We start from the raw sequence: 15,374 nt of genomic DNA, 5'->3' as shown, positions 1-15,374 counted from the left end.
ATGAAACCTCACGCCACGGCTTTCAGCCAACGCCTGTTGCGCGGCCAGTCGCCCTCCTACGAACGCTTGCAGGCACGTCTGGCCGAGGATGGCAGTGAACTCGGCGGGGCGCCGATTGCCGTCCATTGCGGCTGGGGGCGCTTGCTGATCGGCCACACCTTTGCCGATGCCGCGAGCCTGGCCGGGGAGTTGCTCAACGAGCAGCCCGGCGAACGGGACATTGCCCTGTACGTTGCCGCGCCCCAGCAAGTGCTGGGGCTGGAGCCGACGCAGCTGTTCCTCGACCCGTCCGATACCTTGCGCCTGTGGTTCAGCGACTACCGTCAGGCGACCCGGGTGTTTCGCGGTTTCCGCATTCGACGCGCGCAAAGCGATGCCGACTGGCAGGCGATCAATCAGCTGTATCAGGCCCGCGGTATGTTGCCGATCGATGCCACCCTGCTGACGCCGCGCCATCTGGGCGGCCCGGTGTACTGGCTGGCCGAAGACGAGGACAGCGGCGCGGTCATCGGCAGCGTCATGGGCCTCAACCACCACAAGGCCTTCAACGACCCGGAAAACGGCAGCAGCCTGTGGTGCCTGGCGGTCGACCCGCATTGTGCGCGGCCGGGTGTCGGTGAAGTGTTGGTGCGGCATTTGATCGAACACTTCATGAGTCGCGGGCTCGCCTGCCTCGACCTGTCGGTGCTGCACGACAACCGCCAGGCGAAAAACCTTTACGCCAAGCTCGGTTTTCGCAACCTGACGACCTTCGCCATCAAGCGCAAGAACGGCATCAATCAGCCGCTGTTTCTCGGGCCCGGCCCGGAAGCCGCGTTCAACCCCTACGCGCGGATCATTGTCGAAGAAGCACACCGTCGTGGCATCGATGTACACGTCGATGACGCCGACGCCGGGATGTTCACCCTCAGCCATGGCGGGCGCCGGGTACGCTGCCGTGAATCCCTGAGCGACCTGACCAGCGCCGTCAGCATGACCCTGTGCCAGGACAAAAGCCTGACCCACAAAGTGCTAAAGGCAGCAGGGTTGAATCTGCCAGCGCAGCAACTGGCGGGTAACGCCGATGACAATCTGGCCTTCCTCGATGAACACCAGCGCGTGGTGGTCAAGCCACTGGATGGTGAACAGGGCCAAGGGGTGGCGGTGGATTTGCGCACCATAGAGGAAGTGCAACAAGCCATAGAAGCCGCTCGCCACTTCGACAGCCGCGTGCTGCTGGAAAGTTTCCACGAGGGCCTGGACCTGCGCATTGTGGTGATCGGTTTTGAAGTGGTCGCCGCCGCCATTCGCCGGCCAGCCGAAGTGGTCGGCGACGGCCAACACTCCATCGGTGCATTGATCGAAGCCCAGAGCCGACGGCGACAGGCGGCCACGGGCGGCGAAAGCAAGATCCCGCAGGACCAGGAAACCCTGCGCACCTTGCGTGCCGCCGGATACGACTACAACAGCATTCTGCCGGCCGGTGAGCACCTGTTCGTACGGCGCACGGCGAATCTTCATACCGGCGGCGTGCTTGAGGATGTCACGGCGATCCTGCACCCGACGCTGGTGGACGCCGCCGCCCGCGCGGCTCGGGCGCTGGACATTCCCATGGTCGGCCTCGACTTGATGGTGTCCGCCGCTGACCAGCCGGACTATGTGTTTATCGAAGCCAACGAACGGGCCGGGCTGGCCAACCACGAACCGCAGCCGACGGCGGAGCGGTTTGTGGATCTGTTGTTTCCGTACAGTCAGCCGGTGGTCTCTTAGCCATGTGTTGGCTGGGCTGATGCCATCGCGAGCAAGCTCGCTCCCACCTTTGATTGCATTTCCCTGTGGGAGCGAGCTTGCTCGCGATGGCGGCCTGACAGGCAAAACAAATCCCTCATCGAAACCATCGATGCGCTCAACTCATCAGGAGTTTCCATGACCAGCAAAATCCCCGAACCGGACCTCGGCTATCTGCAAAAAATGCTGCTGGAAATGCTCGCCATTCCCAGCCCCACCGGGTTCACCGACACCATCGTGCGCTACGTCGCCGAACGTCTTGAAGAACTGGGCATTCCCTTCGAGCTGACCCGTCGCGGCACCATCCGCGCCACGCTCAAGGGCAAGAAGAACAGCCCCGACCGCGCCGTTTCCGCCCATCTGGACACCATCGGCGCGGCGGTGCGTGCAGTAAAGGACAACGGCCGTCTGACCCTCGCGCCCGTCGGCTGCTGGTCCAGCCGCTTTGCCGAGGGCAGCCGGGTCAGCCTGTTTACCGACAATGGCGTGATCCGCGGCAGCGTCTTGCCGCTGATGGCTTCCGGGCACGCATTCAATACCGCCGTGGATGAGATGCCGATCAGTTGGGATCACATCGAATTGCGTCTGGACGCCTACTGCGCCACCCGTGCCGACTGCGAGTCGCTGGGCATTAGCGTCGGCGATTTCGTCGCCTTCGACCCGCTGCCGGAGTTCACCGAAAGCGGCCACATCAGCGCCCGTCACCTCGACGACAAGGCCGGGGTGGCCGCACTGCTGGCGGCGCTCAAGGCCATTGTCGACAGTGGTGAAGAGCTGATGATCGACTGCCATCCGCTGTTCACCATCACCGAAGAAACCGGCAGCGGCGCGGCGGCGGCGCTGCCCTGGGACGTCAGTGAGTTCGTCGGCATCGACATCGCACCGGTCGCGCCTGGCCAACATTCCAGCGAGCATGCAGTGAGCATCGCGATGCAGGATTCCGGCGGGCCGTATGACTATCACCTGTCGCGCCACCTCCTGCGCCTGGCCAGCGACAACGACTTGCCGGCACGCCGGGACCTGTTCCGCTACTACTTCAGCGACGCCCATTCAGCGGTGACCGCCGGCCACGACATTCGCACCGCCCTGCTCGCCTTCGGCTGCGATGCCACCCACGGTTACGAGCGCACCCACATCGACAGCCTCGCCGCCCTGAGTCGCCTGCTCGGTGCGTACATCCTCAGCCCGCCCGTGTTTGCCAGCGATGCACAACCGGCCAAGGGCTCACTGGACCGCTTCAGCCATCAGCTTGAACATGACACACAGATGGAAAGCGATACACGGGTGCCGTCGGTGGACAGCCTGGTGGGGCAGCGGTCGGAGAGCTGATCCAGGATCTTCATCGCCAGGTATACCGCTATCGCGAGCAAGCTCGTTCCCACACTCGACCGCATTCCCATGAAAGAACCCGGTCGCCTGTGGGAACGAGCTTGCTCGCGATGGCGTCAGAGCAGACGACATCAAACCCCAGGCTAGCCGATACCGGTCATTCGCCGTAGCATCGCGCCATTGATCCAACCGAGGTGCCTATGCTGATCCCCCACGACCAACTTCAAGTCGACACCCTCACCCGCCTGATCGAGGATTTCGTGACCCGCGACGGCACGGACAATGGTGACGACACTCCCCTGGAAACCCGCGTACTGCGCGTGCGCCAGGCCTTGACCAAGGGTCAGGCACTGATTGTCTTCGACCCGGAAAGCGAGCAGTGCCAACTGATGCTCAAGCACGATGTGCCCAAGCACCTGTTTGACTGAGGTCTTCAGCGTCCCTTGGTTTTCGCCAGTTTGTTCTGGATGCGTTCGTAGATTTCACAGCGGTGCACATTGACGTCCTGAGGCGCTTCAACGCCAAAGCGGATGTTGCTTCCGTTGATCGCGAGAACGCGCACGGAAATGTTTTCACCGATGGAAATGGTTTCGCCCACAACGCGAGTGAGTACGAGCATGAGGAGTGTCCTTCAGGGGTTTCTGGCCCTTGAAGATGCCCGGCCCGCGGTACGCCTACAATGCTCCGACAGCAAACCAGACCGGACTGACAGCCCTTGACGCACACCACTTACGGAAAGGTCTGACAGACCGGTTGATTGTAGGACCGATCTGTCAGGACGCGGAGAATCGCGGCCCGAACAGGATGATGCTCGCGCCGAGCACACACAGCGCCACGCCAAGCCAGTCCGAACCCAGCGGACGAATCCGCTCGACCACGGCCAGCCAGCCGATTGAGGCAATGATGTAGATGCCGCCGTAAGCGGCGTAGGCGCGGCCGGCGTAGGTGGCTTCGATCCGGGTCAGCAGCAGGGCGAACAGGGTCAGGCTCAGGAGCGCCGGCACCACCCACCACATGCTTTTCCCCTGGCGCAGCCACATCCAGAAAGCAAAGCAACCGGCAATTTCGAACAGCGCGGCGAGAAAAAACCACAGGTAATTGAGCATGCAAGCGTCTCGCGAGGATGGCCGATGGCGGCCACCCTAACCACAGCGTTGCCTGCGAGCAAGATCAGCTTGCGGATTGCCTGGCCTTGGCGCGCATTTTGTCGGCCATGGCGGTCATTTCGTTGTAGAGCAATTGCGGGTTCTTCTGCTTGATCGCCCAGGCCATGCGGCCCTGTTCGTGGGGCAGGATCATGAACTCGCCGGCGGCGACCTGCTGATAGATGTAGTCGGCGATGTCGGCGGCGCTGATGGGCGAGCTTTCCAGCAACTTGCCGACCTGGGCTTTCATGGCCGGGGTCGGGCCACGGAAGGAGTCCAGCAGGTTGGTCTGGAAGAACGACGGACACACCACATGCACGCCGACTTCCTGATGCGCCAGCTCGATCAGCAGGCTTTCGGACAACGCCACCACGCCCGCCTTGGCCACGTTGTAGTTGCTCATCGCCGGGCCTTGCATCAGCGCGGCCATGGACGCGATGTTGATGATCTTGCCTTTGCTTTTTTCCAGCAGTGGCAGGAAAGCCTTGCAGCCCTTGACCACGCCCATCAGGTTGATCGCGATCTGCCAGTCCCAGTCCTCCAGGGACAACTCACTGAAGAACCCGCCAGACGCTACACCCGCGTTATTGACGATGACATCGATGCCGCCGAGTTTGACCTCGCAGGCCTGGGCGAACGCTGTCAACTGGCTGTAATCGCGTACGTCGCAGCGCTGGATGAAACCGTCGCCGCCCGCTTCGCGGACCAGCTTGAGGGTTTCCTGCAAGCCGGGCTCGCTGACGTCCGACAAAGCCAGTTGCCAGCCTTCACGCGCCCAGCGCAGCGCGATTTCGCGACCCAGGCCAGAGCCTGCACCAGTGATCATCATGCGATTTTGCATAGCAGACAGCCTTGTTGTTCTTGGAAGATGCACCGAGTGTAGCGAAGGAAATTGCCCGACCCACGCTCCATCAGATTGCTGAATGGCCCGAGCAAACTGCGGGAGCGTCTGACGCAATCAAGGCGACTACAAAAAATAAGAACTCGTGCGAAATACTTCAAAAAAACTTGGAATTTTCCTGCAAACGCAATAGTCCGAATTTTTAAGCAGCTCGAATTTACTTCATTCCCGCTGACCTTGATTGGCATGGTCAATCCACTGCATTTTCGACAAGGAAATAGACATGGGCACAATACTGATCATCATTCTGATCCTGTTACTGATCGGTGGTTTACCGGTCTTCCCGCACTCCAGAAGTTGGGGTTACGGCCCGTCCGGTATCATCGGCGTCGTATTGGTGGTGCTGCTGATCCTGCTCTTGCTTGGCCGAATATAAGTATCCGCCAGGCAAAAAAAAGAGGCCCTTGAAGGGCCTCTTTTTTTGCGTCACAACTTAGTCCGGCTTGCCATCAACAACACCGGCGGTGTTGTCCAGCAGACTCTTGGTCGCTGTTTGCAGGAACGCTTCGAGCTTGAGTTTCAACTCGGCGGTACGCGGCGCATCAGCAATGACTTCGGCGCGAGGGTTGGCACCCAATTCATACTGATACAACTTCGGCGCCATGTCCTTGTCCTTCGGCAGGACCAGAATCTGGTCCGCGGTGAGGACGGCCGTGGTCTGCTCGCTGCCCGACGGCTTGATCACACCAATACCGGCGTCGCCTTCCGGCAGGTTGAGCAGGTCGCGTCCCCAGCACTGATGACGTACTTCGCCACCGATGCGGCCCATGATGGTCGGCACGATGTCGATCTGAGTGCCCACGGTGTGGTCACGTTGGCCGAATTTTTCCTGGATGCCCGGCGCGATCATCAGCATCGGCACGTTGAAGCGGCCCAGGTCCATTTCGGTGATCTGCCGTTCGTTACCAAAACCGTGGTCACCGACGACGACAAACAGGGTTTCCTTGAAGTACGGCTCCTTGCGGGCCTTTTCAAAGAACTGGCCCAGTGCCCAGTCCGAGTAACGCATGGCGGTCAGGTGTTCGTTCAGGTTGCCACGATCGGTCACGCGCTCGACCGGCAATGGCGTCGGCAAGGCGTAAGGCGTGTGGTTGGACAGGGTTTGCAGCAAGGCATAGAACGGCTTGCCGTTTTCCCGCGCCTTGAGCTCGACCAGGCCACGGTCGAACATGTCCTGGTCGGACACGCCCCAGGTCGGATCAGAGAACACCGGATTCACGAAATCGTTACGGCCGATGAAGTTGGTCATGCCCTGGTTGCTGAAGAAACCCGACTGGTTGTCCCAGGCGAAATCGCCGTTGTAGACATACACGTCGTCGAAGTCACGGGCGCTGAGCAACTGCGGCAGACCGGACAGCTTGTGGCTGCCTTCCGGGGTCTGCATCAGGTATTCGAAGCCCGGCAGGTTCGGGAAGCAGGCCATGGTGGCGAACATGCCCTGGTGGGTATGGGTACCGTTGGAGAAGAAGCGGTCGAACAGCAAGCCTTCCTTCGACAGTTGGTCGAGGTACGGCGTGATGTTGCCTGGCCCACCCAGCGCACCCACCGAGTGACCGGCCATGCTTTCCATCAGGATCACGACGACGTTCTTGATCGGCAAGGTCTTGTCGGCTGGCGGGGTGTAATCGCGACGTACCGCCGCGGTCTCGCCATCCACCAGTTTGTCATCCGCCATCACCAGCATGTCACGCACCACTTGCTGGGCTTGTGGCTGTGGCAGCGTGGCTTTCCAGATATTGTCGCGATCCTCGGACATCCGGCTCTTGGCGGCGGCGACCAGAGAAAGCGTACCGTTGAGACCCAACTGGTTGGCGAAGTTGGAATCTGTGGTGTAGACATCACCCCAGCGCATCGGCGGGCCTTGGCGCAAGGTGCCACGGGCCGCGACGACACAGATCAGCAGGCAAACCACGAACACGCCAATGCGTGCATACCACGGCGCGACCTTGCGTGTGCCGATGCTGCCGCCACTGAACGGGCCACGAGGGCGGGTCGCACGGTCGGCGCCCTTGAATGCCATGCTCAGGATCACGGTACCCAGAGCCCACGCCAGCAGATAGCGGACCACCGGAAAACCATACCAGAGCATGCTGGCCACGGTTTTCGGGTCTTCCTTGACGTACTGGAAGACCAGGCCGTTGAGGCGCTGGTGGAATTCACGATAGAAGTCCATCTCCATCAGGCCCAGGAACAGCGCGATGCTGGAGACCACTGTCAGCCAGAGTCGGAACAGCCCGCGTGCCGCCATGGCCCGGGCGCTGAACAAGGCCAGCAGCAACGGAATACTGAGATAGACCACCAGGCGCAGGTCGAAACGCAGACCGTTGGCGAATGCCTCGAGGAAGGTCGAAGCCGGTGTGTCGAGGATCATCGAGCTGTTGTAAGCCAGCAGCGCGACGCGCAGCAGACTGAACATGACCATCATGACCAGGGCACACAACAGCGTGTAGGCCAGATGCGATTTGACGGTCGGTTGCAGCAGGCGACTAGAAGCTCGCTGCTGACTCAGGGCGTCCGGGATTGCCATGTCGTTTTAGGACCCATTGGAAGTTGAAGTTTCAAAAATACAGCTGCGCCTTGCCCTCTTTTCGGCCCGTACCAGGCCTGGGGGTTTGCGCGGTGCGCAAATGTTGCACGATCAACGGCAGCATTGCCATTGATAACTACCCTCATCCCGAGTCTTTCATCCTGCATTCAGCCATACGCTGCGCGTTACGGGAGAGCCGGCGAATTGTCTTGGAGAGTGGGTGAAAATTTCGTGCAACGCATATCCGGTAACAAATTAAAACCTGAGCAGCGTTCAAAAAAGCAAACGCCCCGATCGAGTCGGGGCGTCACGAAGTCACCTCAAAAGAGTGACACAATTACTTCTCGGCGCGTTCCTTGAGGGCTTTCAAGGTATTGAACGGGGCATCCACCACGAACTTGTTGGCCACCATCGACGGCACGCTGCCGCCCGGCTCGGTGTGCACCTGATAGGTCACTTCGATCTGGTCGCCCTTGGGTACGAACTTCCAGAAACCGTCGACCTTGGTGACCCGGACGAAGCCTTTTTCTTCAGGAATGTATTTCGGCACGCCTTCGAGCTTGCGGGTCAGGCTGCCATCGGCCCCTTCGATGGTGGTGATGTGCAACACCGAATCACGGGGAGTAACCGGCCACGGGGTGTTGAACTGAGTGTAGGTCCAGCTCTGCTCACCTTCGTGCTTGAGCAGCTTCTGGGTTTTGCATTCGTGAATCCAGGCGCAGGCTCCGGACACGTCGTCCTGCAACGCACGCAGCTTGGCCATGGTGGTCTTCATCAGCGTGACGCCCTGGTAGGCCTTGTAGTCGGAGCCGGCCACTTCACTCAGGGAGATCTTGATGCCGTCTTCGTCTTTCTTGACCTTCCAGTCTTCGGCCTGGGCCGTCGAGGTAGCCAGCACAACCGTCAAACCACACAGCACAGCCATACGATGCAGCGAACCCATAGTCTTATTCCTTATTGTTGAAGTTCCGTTCGTAGAACACATCACGCCGCCGTCATTTGCTCCCACCAGCCAATCAACCGGATGGCTTCTTCGCTGCTGTTTCCGCACACCTCGGGGTCGGCCTCGAAGGCAGAACACACCGCCGGCCGTTCCGGCTGGCCGAAAATACTGCACAGGTTATCGGAGGAAAGTTGCAGGCAACGCTGCCCCGCGGCCTTGCCATTGGGCATACCGGGAATCGGCGAACTGATGGAAGGGGCAATGCAACAAGCGCCACAGCCCTCACGGCATTTCATGACGACAAGCTCCTCGTGACGAGCAATGTGTTAATGGACGGGGCACAGAGTACCCGTTAAAACAGTTGTTTTAAATTACCTGCGGGCGGGTTTTTCAACGCAAACGAGCATGACCGGCCAGTCTCCGACAAAGCGTCTGGCCTGTGGCTCGCGGATCCTGACGGGGTTACTGCTTGAACTCGAAATCCAGTGCCGCGCCTTCGACCTCGTGGCGTTCTTCATTTCGCAGTTGCAGCTGCATTTCGTTGCTGAGCAGGCGGCCGTTGAGCTGGAACTCGCTGTTGCCGCTTTTGTCACCGAACATCTGGGGTAACAACGGCTCGCGCCTGACCAACGGCACCGTTCCGACCGGCTTGAGCTCTTGAACCATTTCCTTGGGCAAGCTCAGATCCAGTTTGGTAGATGGAAGCTCAGTCTTTGCCACCTCGCTGGCCGGTTTCGATTTGGAGGCAATGGGCGGACGCTTTTTCACGGGCGCAGCCTGCTTACTGGCCGCCGAGGCTTTTTTCGCAGGTGCGGCTTCTTTCGGTGCGACGTGGAAACTGCCGGTAGTCTGATCCTGCTCGGTGGCAGCCACGACGGATGCCGGCTGAATACTCGCAATCAGGCAGAGCCAAAGCCAGGCGGCAGGAAAAGTCGGTTTCATGTATCCAACGGTGGGTGCAAACGGCAGAGATGCATATGCTCGCCTGTTGCAGCCCACAAGACAAGCGCAGTCGCAGCCTGTTACAAACCGCCAGCCATCTCCTGGCAGAGTTGGGTGGCCAGCATGCCCAGGGTCATCAATGCACGCTCGGCCTCGCGGTTCCACGGGGTGCCGCAGTTGAGCCGGATGCAGTGATTGAATTGCTCGGTATTACTGAAGATCAGTCCCGGCGCGATACTGATGCCCTGCTGCAATGCCCGCACGTGCAACTCTTGCGTGTTGACCCGCCCCGGCAGACTGACCCACAGAATGAAGCCGCCGGTAGGTCGGGTCATCTGCGTGCCTTCAGGGAAATACTGCTGCACCGCCAATTGGAAGGCACTGAGGTTTTTCCGGTACTCCTGACGGATGAAGCGCAAATGCCGGTCGTACCCGCCATTTTCCAGGTACGCGGCAATGCCCATCTGGGTCACGCTGCACGCGGAATGCGTACTGAAGGTCTGCAAGCGCTGGATTTCCTGCTGATACTTGCCGGCGATCATCCAGCCGATCCGCACGCCAGGCGACAGGGTCTTGGAGAAGCTCGAGCAATAGATCACCCGGTCCAGCCGATCATAGGCCTTGAGAGACTTGGTGCGCCCCTGCTCGAACATCAGCTCACCGTAGATATCGTCTTCGACAATCTGGATATCGAAGTCCGACGCCAGGCGCAGCAATTGTTTCTGCCGCTCCTCCGGCATGGTGCCACCCAACGGATTGCTCAGGCGGGTGGTCAGCACCAACGCTTTGATCGACCATTGGTTGGCCGCCAGTTGCAGGGCTTCCAGGCTCATGCCCGTGGCTGGATCACTGGGGATCTCGATGACCTTGAGACCCAACAGGTCGGCCAGTTGCAGCAACCCGTAATAGGTCGGCGACTCGGCCGCGATCAGATCGCCCGGACGGGTCAGCACACGCAAGGACATCTGCAGCGCATCGACGCAACCGTGGGTGATCACCACCTCCGACGGATCGACCACCACGCCGGCATCGCGCATGCGGATCGCCACCTGTCGGCGCAACGGCTCGAAACCAGGGCTGAACATGTAGCTGAAGGCCCGCGGGCTATGGAAACGGGTGACTTTGGCCAATTGCTGATGCAGTGCCCGCACCGGCAAATAGTCGACACTCGGCACCGCAGCGCCCAGCGGGAAGACACCTTCACGACGGGACTCGACCAGGACTTGCTGAATGATGCTGCTGCGGGTGACCAGCCCGGGGCGCTCGACCCGGGCGATGTCCGGCGTCGGCGCGGTAAGTGCCGGCGTCTGGTGCACGTAGTAACCCGACTGCGGCCGGGCGCGGATCAGCCCCTGATCCTCGAGATTGGCATACGCCTGCAACACCGTCGCATGGCTGACATTGAGCTGCGAGCTCATCTTGCGCACCGAAGGCACGCGCTCCCCCGGCTGATAGACCCCACGGCGGATGTCTTCGGCCAGTTGTTGAGCAATACGTTGATAGAGCAAAAGATTGGTCATGACGCAGCACTCGATTTCACGGGCATTTTATTCTTGTGTGAAACAATACCGGAACAGTTTAGAAGTGTACGGGGACAGTTGCCACAATAGTCGACCGTACAGTGCAGTGTCAGCAAAATCTGTACTGTTTTGTGCGGTAATCGGCAGGCAAAAAAAACCCGGCACTGCATGGCAGGCCGGGCTTTCCAGCGACGCAACCCTTAGCGGGCAGCGCCGAGCTGGCCCTTTTCATCGGAAAACACAATTTCCACCCGACGATTCTGCGCCCGGCCCCGTTCCGACGCGTTCGCGTCCACCGGATACTCGTCGCCATAACCCTCGACCTGGATGCGCTTGTCGTCGATACCCAGGTCCATCAGCACGTCAGCCACCGATTGCGCGCGGTCGCGGGACAGCTTGAGGTTTTCCTGCTTGCCCCCGGTACTGTCCGTATAACCTTCGATCCGCACCACTCGCTTGGGGTTGAGTTGCAGGAACTGCACGATCTTCAACACCACACGGTTGGCCGACGGTTTCAATTCCGCTTCACCAGTGTCGAACAGCATGTCGCCCAAGGTCATCACCAGCCCGCGGTCGGTCTGGCTGGTCGTCAATGCCAGGATCTGCTCCTCGAGCCATTTGCCTTGCTGCTGCACGCTGAACAGTTTGGATTCACGCAATGCCAGTTGCAGACGCTGCCGTTCCAGTTCGAGTTTCGCCGCTTGCTCTTCGTTGAGCACCTGATTGGTGTGCTCCCGGGCAATGGCGCTGTAGCGCTGGCTCAGGTAGGCGTAATGCACCACGTCCGAACCGCTGCCCCAATAGCTGGACAGGCGATCGGCACGGGCCAGGGACTCACCGGCGCGAATCACGTCCTTGGGGGCGATTCGCAGCACATTGGAGTCTTCCTTGACCTTCTGAAAGTCGGCACCGGCCTGCTGCAACGCGGACTCGCTGTGCTGGCTGGCGCAGCCAAAGAGGCTCGCGCAGCCTGCCAGGATCAAACCGCCAAGGGCTTTGCTCTTGAGGCTCATTGGGCATCTCCCAGTTGCTTGCGCAGGCGGGCGATGCGGGTGTTGAGCACGTTCAACTGTTCCTCGCTCTTGGCCGTCAACACCTTGGCTTCCGCCAGGCGCGCATCGAGTTCGGCCTGCTCGGCCCGCATGCGTGCGTTTTTGAAGGATTGATCGGTCATGTTGCCTTTGGCGCGGTTGAACTTGTCTTCGGCCAGTTTCATTTCCGGCACATCGTCGGCGGTGGCGCCTACGGCCTTGGCCTGCTCGAGTGCCTGTTCGGTCAGGCGAATCTGTTCATTCGGCGCAGGATCGGTTGCACAACCCGCCAGGGCGGCAAAGGCCACGGCAGCGAAAAGAGGTCGAATACTCACTGAAAATCCTTACTGTTTTGGGGTACTGACGGGTTGTTGCGGGGGGCTTGGCTGTGGTTGTGAGCGTTGTGCTTTCCATCGCTCGATATTGCGCATCAGCACGGCCTCCGTCAGTCCGGACGCGGGCAATTCTGTCATCTTTTTGGCCAACTGTCCGCGCAACCACGGATCGTTGCACGCCGAGTCATGGGAAATCGCCAGGTACAGGCCAGGTTTGTCGACCGGTTGCGCGCGCGCGACCAGGTCAGCGGCCATGCCCAGTGTCTGTGCGGTCGCCATGCCCGAGTAACGCCCTGCCAGTACAAACTCGACCTCGCCCAACAGCAGTTTCTGAAAGGCCTGGGTCAGGTTGGACGTGCGCGTGAGGGTCAGTTGCTGTCCAGCAAAGGTGCTGAATTGCGGGGTCATTCGGGCCTTTTCCGACACGGCACCGGGATGGCCGTGCAGGTCCTGTGCTTCGTTGTAGACCAGTGTCGAGTCCTTGCGAGTCCAGACCAGGTAGTCGTTTTCCAGCAAGGCTGGATGGATGTAGTCCAGGGTCTCCAGCTCGCTGACGGTCAACGTCGCGTCCGCCAGCATGTCCATGCGCCCGCTGCGCACTTCGTCCAGGGCCTGGGCGCGTTTTCCGGCATAAAGCAGTTCGACCTTGAGCCCCAACTCCCCCGCCACTTGCTGCAGCAAATCGGCGTTGGCACCGATCAGGTATTTGGGATTGTGCGGGTCTTGCCACAGGTACGGCGGTGCATCCGGGCTGCCGGTGACCACCAGCCGCTCGCATTTACCCGCGGCGACAGACAGCGCCGGCAATAGCGTCAATCCCAGCAAGCTCCACACACAGCGCAGATCCATGGCTTCACACTCCACTCATACCTGGTTATGCCCCCCCCTGTAGGAGCGAGCTTGCTCGCGATGGATTCAAAGGCACCGCGTTTATCCAGGATCAACGCGTCATCGTTAACGTCCATAGCGAGCAAGCTCGCTCCTACAGAATGAAGAGCAAAAAAAAGCCCGACCAAAAGGCCGGGCTCTTTATAAGTGAAGCAGCCGGATTAGACCAGCTTCTCCAACTCAGGGATGGCTTCGAACAGGTCCGCCACCAGGCCGTAATCGGCCACCTGGAAGATCGGCGCTTCTTCGTCCTTGTTGATCGCAACGATCACTTTGGAGTCTTTCATGCCGGCCAGGTGCTGGATCGCGCCGGAGATACCGACGGCGATGTACAGCTGTGGAGCAACGATCTTGCCGGTCTGACCGACCTGCATGTCGTTCGGAACAAAACCTGCGTCGACCGCGGCGCGCGATGCACCGACGGCAGCGCCCAGCTTGTCGGCCAGGGCGTACAGGTGTTTGAAGTTGTCGCCGTTCTGCATGCCGCGACCGCCGGAAACGACGATCTTGGCAGCGGTCAGTTCCGGACGATCGGACTTGGCCAGCTCTTCGCCAACGAAGCTGGAGATGCCAGCGTCGTGGGCAGCGCCAACAGCTTCAACGGCAGCGGAGCCACCTTCGGCTGCAACCGGGTCGAAACCGGTGGCACGCACGGTGATCACCTTGACCGCAGCGTTCGACTGAACGGTAGCGATGGCGTTACCGGCGTAGATCGGGCGCTTGAAGGTGTCAGCGCTTTCTACCGAGATGATCTCGGAGATCTGGTCAACGTCCAGTGCAGCGGCAACGCGCGGCAGGATGTTTTTGCCGTTGGAAGTAGCGGCAGCCAGGATGTGGCTGTAGCCCTTGCCCAGCTCTGCAACCATAGGAGCGACGTTTTCCGGCAGCTGGTGAGCGTAGGCAGCGTTATCGGCTACCAGCACTTTAGCCACGCCAGCGACTTTCGCAGCGGCTTCAGCCACGGCGCCAGCGCCCTGACCTGCAACCAGCACGTGGATGTCGCCACCGATTTTGGCGGCAGCAGCAACGGTGTTCAGCGTGGCCGGGGCCAGCACTTTGTTGTCGTGTTCAGCAATAACCAAGATAGTCATTTAGATTACCTTCGCTTCGTTTTTCAGTTTCTCGACCAGTTCAGCCACCGACTTGACCTTGATACCCGCGCTACGTGCAGCCGGCGCTTCGACTTTCAAAGTCTTGTTGGTGGAGGCGGTGGAAACGCCCAAAGCATCCGGAGTCAGCACTTCGAGAGGCTTCTTCTTGGCTTTCATGATGTTTGGCAGAGACGCATAACGCGGCTCGTTCAAACGCAGGTCGGTGGTGACGATCGCCGGCAGTTTCAGGGAAACCGTCTGCGCGCCGCCGTCGATTTCACGGGTCACAGCTACGCTGTCGCCGCTGATTTCGACTTTCGAAGCGAACGTGCCCTGACCGTAACCGCTCAATGCAGCGAGCATCTGGCCAGTCTGGTTGTTGTCGCTGTCGATGGCCTGTTTGCCAAGGATCACCAGCTGAGGCTGTTCCTTGTCGACAACAGCTTTCAACAGTTTGGCAACAGCCAGGGAAGTCAGGTCTTCGGCGGACTCGACGAGGATGGCGCGGTCGGCACCCAGAGCCAGCGCGGTGCGCAGTTGCTCTTGAGCGGTGGACGGGCCTACGGAGACGACGACGATTTCAGTCGCAACACCCTTCTCTTTCAGGCGTACGGCTTCTTCCACGGCGATTTCGCAGAACGGGTTCATCGACATCTTGACGTTGGCAAGATCGACGCCGGAATTGTCCGCCTTGACGCGAACCTTGACGTTGTAATCCACAACGCGTTTGACAGCTACAAGAACCTTCATGGATTCCTCGTTACTCTCCGGTGAAAAGAAAGTCGCCTAGGCGAACCTGGCGGTTGATGCTCATCGGGCGCAAGGGCACCTCCAAAAACGCCGGCAAAGCTGTCAAGTGACCATCGCTCATGATCTGGATGACCATTGGTCAGTGGTGACTGACGAGTCATTCAACATCGCGGCGTGTAAACTGCACATCAAACCCGCGCAGCGC

The 15,374-nt window shown here is 60.0% G+C and carries 17 protein-coding genes; 4 read left to right on the top strand and 13 right to left on the bottom strand.

Annotation, left to right across the window (positions count from 1 at the left end; genetic code table 11):
• From ngg to ABIE16_RS03345, 3 genes are all read left to right on the top strand, one after another.
• Positions 1 to 1,749, top strand: a complete 1,749-nt coding sequence (ngg, locus tag ABIE16_RS03355; protein ID WP_429520563.1) for an N-acetylglutaminylglutamine synthetase — start codon at positions 1 to 3, stop codon at positions 1,747 to 1,749.
• Positions 1,750 to 1,905: 156 nt separating this feature from the next.
• Positions 1,906 to 3,096, top strand: a complete 1,191-nt coding sequence (locus tag ABIE16_RS03350) for an osmoprotectant NAGGN system M42 family peptidase (protein WP_429520562.1) — start codon at positions 1,906 to 1,908, stop codon at positions 3,094 to 3,096.
• A gap of 200 nt (positions 3,097 to 3,296) precedes the next feature.
• Positions 3,297 to 3,524 (top strand): YheU family protein, encoded by a 228-nt coding sequence (locus ABIE16_RS03345; RefSeq protein WP_056727184.1) that lies wholly within the window; start codon positions 3,297 to 3,299, stop codon positions 3,522 to 3,524.
• Positions 3,525 to 3,529: 5 nt separating this feature from the next.
• Here ABIE16_RS03345 and csrA read toward each other — a convergent pair whose 3' ends face one another.
• The 3 genes from csrA to ABIE16_RS03330 form a co-directional block, all read right to left on the bottom strand.
• On the bottom strand, positions 3,530 to 3,715 hold the full coding sequence (gene csrA / locus ABIE16_RS03340) for a carbon storage regulator CsrA (RefSeq protein ID WP_057713749.1): 186 nt from the start codon (positions 3,713 to 3,715) through the stop codon (positions 3,530 to 3,532).
• Positions 3,716 to 3,869: 154 nt separating this feature from the next.
• Positions 3,870 to 4,202: a YnfA family protein gene (locus ABIE16_RS03335; protein ID WP_322616217.1), complete on the bottom strand. Its 333-nt coding sequence runs from the start codon at positions 4,200 to 4,202 to the stop codon at positions 3,870 to 3,872.
• Between the two features lie 64 nt (positions 4,203 to 4,266).
• The gene (locus ABIE16_RS03330) at positions 4,267 to 5,082 is read right to left on the bottom strand and encodes an SDR family oxidoreductase (protein ID WP_057713747.1); all 816 of its coding nucleotides are present in this window, start codon (positions 5,080 to 5,082) and stop codon (positions 4,267 to 4,269) included.
• 277 nt (positions 5,083 to 5,359) lie between these two features.
• On the opposite strand from ABIE16_RS03330, the gene ABIE16_RS03325 reads away from it, so the two are divergent.
• Positions 5,360 to 5,518 (top strand): DUF3309 family protein, encoded by a 159-nt coding sequence (locus tag ABIE16_RS03325; protein ID WP_172435350.1) that lies wholly within the window; start codon positions 5,360 to 5,362, stop codon positions 5,516 to 5,518.
• 57 nt (positions 5,519 to 5,575) lie between these two features.
• On the opposite strand, the gene ABIE16_RS03320 is transcribed toward ABIE16_RS03325, so the two are convergent.
• From ABIE16_RS03320 to ABIE16_RS03275, 10 genes are all read right to left on the bottom strand, one after another.
• On the bottom strand, positions 5,576 to 7,669 hold the full coding sequence (locus ABIE16_RS03320) for an LTA synthase family protein (protein ID WP_090457170.1): 2,094 nt from the start codon (positions 7,667 to 7,669) through the stop codon (positions 5,576 to 5,578).
• 337 nt (positions 7,670 to 8,006) lie between these two features.
• On the bottom strand, positions 8,007 to 8,612 hold the full coding sequence (locus tag ABIE16_RS03315; protein ID WP_057713745.1) for an START domain-containing protein: 606 nt from the start codon (positions 8,610 to 8,612) through the stop codon (positions 8,007 to 8,009).
• A gap of 41 nt (positions 8,613 to 8,653) precedes the next feature.
• Positions 8,654 to 8,908 (bottom strand): YkgJ family cysteine cluster protein, encoded by a 255-nt coding sequence (locus ABIE16_RS03310; protein WP_057713744.1) that lies wholly within the window; start codon positions 8,906 to 8,908, stop codon positions 8,654 to 8,656.
• 166 nt (positions 8,909 to 9,074) lie between these two features.
• Positions 9,075 to 9,554 (bottom strand): hypothetical protein, encoded by a 480-nt coding sequence (locus tag ABIE16_RS03305; protein WP_057713743.1) that lies wholly within the window; start codon positions 9,552 to 9,554, stop codon positions 9,075 to 9,077.
• 80 nt (positions 9,555 to 9,634) lie between these two features.
• Positions 9,635 to 11,074 carry a PLP-dependent aminotransferase family protein gene (locus ABIE16_RS03300; protein WP_007973699.1) on the bottom strand — a complete coding sequence of 480 codons (1,440 nt, stop codon included), beginning with the start codon at positions 11,072 to 11,074 and terminating at the stop codon, positions 9,635 to 9,637.
• A 200-nt stretch (positions 11,075 to 11,274) separates the two neighbouring features.
• Positions 11,275 to 12,087, bottom strand: a complete 813-nt coding sequence (locus ABIE16_RS03295; protein ID WP_057713742.1) for an OmpA family protein — start codon at positions 12,085 to 12,087, stop codon at positions 11,275 to 11,277.
• Positions 12,084 to 12,440: a DUF4398 domain-containing protein gene (locus tag ABIE16_RS03290; protein ID WP_056727192.1), complete on the bottom strand. Its 357-nt coding sequence runs from the start codon at positions 12,438 to 12,440 to the stop codon at positions 12,084 to 12,086. The genes ABIE16_RS03295 and ABIE16_RS03290 overlap by 4 nt, the downstream gene beginning before the upstream one ends.
• A gap of 9 nt (positions 12,441 to 12,449) precedes the next feature.
• Complete coding sequence (locus ABIE16_RS03285) at positions 12,450 to 13,289, bottom strand: substrate-binding periplasmic protein (protein ID WP_429520561.1); 840 nt, start codon at positions 13,287 to 13,289, stop codon at positions 12,450 to 12,452.
• Positions 13,290 to 13,489: 200 nt separating this feature from the next.
• Positions 13,490 to 14,419, bottom strand: coding sequence for an electron transfer flavoprotein subunit alpha/FixB family protein (locus ABIE16_RS03280; RefSeq protein ID WP_429520560.1), 930 nt, complete (start codon positions 14,417 to 14,419; stop codon positions 13,490 to 13,492).
• Entirely contained in the window at positions 14,420 to 15,169 is a 750-nt protein-coding gene (locus tag ABIE16_RS03275; protein ID WP_015093946.1) for an electron transfer flavoprotein subunit beta/FixA family protein, read from the bottom strand. It lies immediately after the preceding gene.
• Positions 15,170 to 15,374: the final 205 nt, after the last annotated feature.

This window comes from Pseudomonas sp. 2725, from assembly GCF_050434585.1.
In the GTDB taxonomy this organism is placed as follows: domain Bacteria; phylum Pseudomonadota; class Gammaproteobacteria; order Pseudomonadales; family Pseudomonadaceae; genus Aquipseudomonas; species Aquipseudomonas jessenii.
The sequence above is the reverse complement of the archived record's forward strand: the minus strand, read 5'-3'. Positions and strand labels throughout refer to the sequence as shown.